Source organism: Candidatus Aegiribacteria sp. (genome assembly GCA_021108005.1).
Taxonomy (GTDB): domain Bacteria; phylum Fermentibacterota; class Fermentibacteria; order Fermentibacterales; family JCC-6; genus Aegiribacteria.
The window spans coordinates 1-2,924 of record JAIORS010000079.1; the positions used below are offsets into that span (position 1 = coordinate 1).

At 51.8% G+C, this 2,924-nt stretch carries 2 protein-coding genes; both read left to right on the plus strand.

Annotated elements, in window-relative coordinates; all coding sequences use genetic code 11:
* Nucleotides 1–65 precede the first annotated feature (65 nt).
* Complete coding sequence (locus K8S15_04900; protein ID MCD4775375.1) at nucleotides 66–1,739, plus strand: 1-acyl-sn-glycerol-3-phosphate acyltransferase; 1,674 nt, start codon at nucleotides 66–68, stop codon at nucleotides 1,737–1,739.
* Nucleotides 1,740–1,743: 4 nt separating this feature from the next.
* A complete protein-coding gene (locus K8S15_04905; GenBank protein MCD4775376.1) occupies nucleotides 1,744–2,910 on the plus strand; it encodes a radical SAM protein in 1,167 nt (388 codons plus the stop codon).
* Nucleotides 2,911–2,924 lie beyond the last annotated feature (14 nt).

The following is a 2,924-nucleotide window of genomic DNA, read 5'->3' on the forward strand; positions in this document are numbered from 1 at the left end:
CATGCTGCTTGCATTATGATAAGGAGATTCATTAGCATTCGACATCTATTGAAGTGAGGAGCGGTTTGGACAGAGGTAAACGGTTTCTGATTCTGTTCCTTTTCCTGATAACATTCTGGATACTGCTTCCCGCTGTGCTTATTATCGCTTCTCTTTTACTGGATTCAGCACTGAATATGGGTTTCAGTCCGGCTGGTATCATTCCGGTACTCTCCTGGTCTCTTCTCATCCCGTCATCGATACTGCTGGTGCTGGCCGTAATACAGTTTCGATTGCAGGCCGGAGAATGGCCGGTTTCCGCTCTGCCCTCAAGGGATCTGGCTCAGAGGGGTCTCTACGGTGTGTGGAGGCATCCCATATACCTGTTCTTTGTTCTCGTAATGGTATCGCTGGGGCTTGTTCTGGGCTCGGGGAGCATGCTGGCTCTGGTCATTCCCATATTTTCAGGAGCGGTTGTCATTTACGCAGGTCATGAGGAGAAAAGGCTGGCAGCAGCCTTTGGCAGCTGCTGCCGGGGCTATATTAAAAGAACCGCAGCGATCGTCCCGAAACTGCAGATACTGGTGAGATGCCTTCTTCTGCCGATAGTAAGGCTTGTATTTGGCGTGAAGGTTACGGGCAGGGAATCGATTCCTTTAAAAGGACCACTGTTCGTGGTTGCGTCACACAGAAGTTTCCTCGATCCTTTGTTCGCAGCCTGCGGCGTGAAGAGATATTTAAATTATGTCACCACCCATCAAATGTTCAGGGGAAGGCTGTCATCATTCCTGTTCAGCCGCATCGGGTGTATTCCGAGAAAGCGTTACGCAAGGGATGCTGCCTGCGTAAGGAGCATATACCAGGTGATTCGGGAATGCGGAGCCGTTGTCATATTTCCTGAAGGTGAGCGTTCATGGACAGGCGCGATGGGTCCGCTTAAAGAAGAGGTTATCCGTCTTTTACTAAGGTTCCCTGACGTACCGATACTGCCGCTGAGGATTCAGGGGAATTACAATGTGTGGCCAAGATGGCGTAGCAGACCGGCAGCAGGCAGAGTAAAGGTAGAAGTGCTTCCCGCATTCACTCCCGATCGGAATGAAACAGCGACAAGTCTTTCGGAGAAACTTCGCCTGCTGATAGAACCGAATGATCCTGGGGTTTTTGAAAATAATTCCGTTTCCACCCGGGGAATCGAAAAAATCCTTTACAGATGTCCGGCATGCATGGAGTTTGTTTCGGGATTCGATTCAGGCGCGTCTTCGTTCAGGTGCCGGGAATGCGGCACGGTTTTTCATCTGTCCGGTACTTATTCCCTTTGTTTCAGTAATGGTGAAAGGGATGTTACGGTTTCTCTTGACCAGGCCTATAGAGGGATCAGGATCACTCCTGCGGATCTGAAGAGCACTTGTTCTGCATGCGGGAAAGAAATAACGCTTCCGGATGAAGAAAGGCTTATCGCGTACCTGCCTGATGTGGAAATTGTAAGAGATGAACTGGAAGAAGCATTAAGAAGTAAAGAGCGGGGCAGCATGATGCTTACCGACAGGAGGGTGATTTTCAATACAGGGTCCGTGTCGGAAGTACTCCATTCAAGCACGGCCAGTGTTACCACGGAAGGATCCGCCAGGCTTCAGATGTTCTGCTCGTCTTCCAATACGCTTTACCAGCTGAAGATCGATTCGGGCAGTGTACCGCTGTGGCAGGATCTTATCGTGGCAGCTGTGAGTGAAGCCACCGGCAGAATGCCCGTAAGGAGCTGATGTGATGGATTACGGAAAAGAGATAGCCGGAACAGGATTCATTGATATAGCAGCCAGGCTGAAGAACCGCGTCATGACGCGCGTTCAGTACCGGATGCTGGACCTGTTCGAGAGTATTGAGGGAAAGTATCCCTGGGACAGGCTGTTCACGAAAGCGGCAAGATCAATACTGGGGTCGCATCTCTATTCGCTGAAGCTCGAGCTGAACAACACATGCAATCTCAAATGCAGAATGTGCTACGTCAGACATGGTGAAGAGATCCTTCCGATGAGCCTTCTCTCCTCCTTATTCAGGCAGCTCCGGGGGTGCGGGGTCAGGATAGAGCTTCTGGGCGGTGAGCCCCTTCTGAGGGATGATATTACTGAAATAATCCGTGCCGCCAAGGAAACCGCGCTGGCGCCGATGGTAACCCTTTATACCAGCGGTATAAATGCCGGACCTGAACTGAGCGGAGACATGGCCGCGGCAGGCCTGGACGGCGCGCTTGTAACGGTGGTCTCGTGCAGACCCGAGGTGCATGATTCATTCTGCGGGGTTCCCGGAACCTGGAAAAAGATGACGGAAGGCATTCGGAATCTGACTGCAGCAGGTATCAAAGTGTATACATTCACCGCTGTTCACCGAGAGAATTATCCTGAATACAGGGAGATCGACAGTTTTTCAAGGGACATGCCGGGAGTTACTCCGATTTTCTACCAGTACATTCCACAGACCATTGATGATCCCCTTGAACTCAGGCCCGGAGAGTGGGACGAAGTAAAGCAGTGGGCGATAGAGAACACCAGCAGTGCGCATATGGATTTCGTGAGGCGGTTCTATATGCTTTCCGGCAGTGCATGCTCCGGAGGCAATTTCGTATTGACAGTAAAGGCGGACGGCTCCGTTCAGCCCTGCCCGTTTGTTTCAGATGTACCGCTCGGAAGCGTATACGAACAGGATATCTGGACCATCTTCAGGAATCGTTACAGGGGCACCAGGCTCAGGGAGTTCAAGGAGCTTCCGGACGAATGCGGGGAATGCACCTACAGATCGGTATGCGCCGGAGGCTGCCGTGCTGCCTGCGGCACGCTGTTCGGCAGCTACAGCAGAAAGGATCAGCGCTGCATGGGGCCATATAGGGATTCGCTCGACCACCGCTGCATACTGAGCAGAGCGCCCACATTCTTCTAAATTGTCCAGGGTCA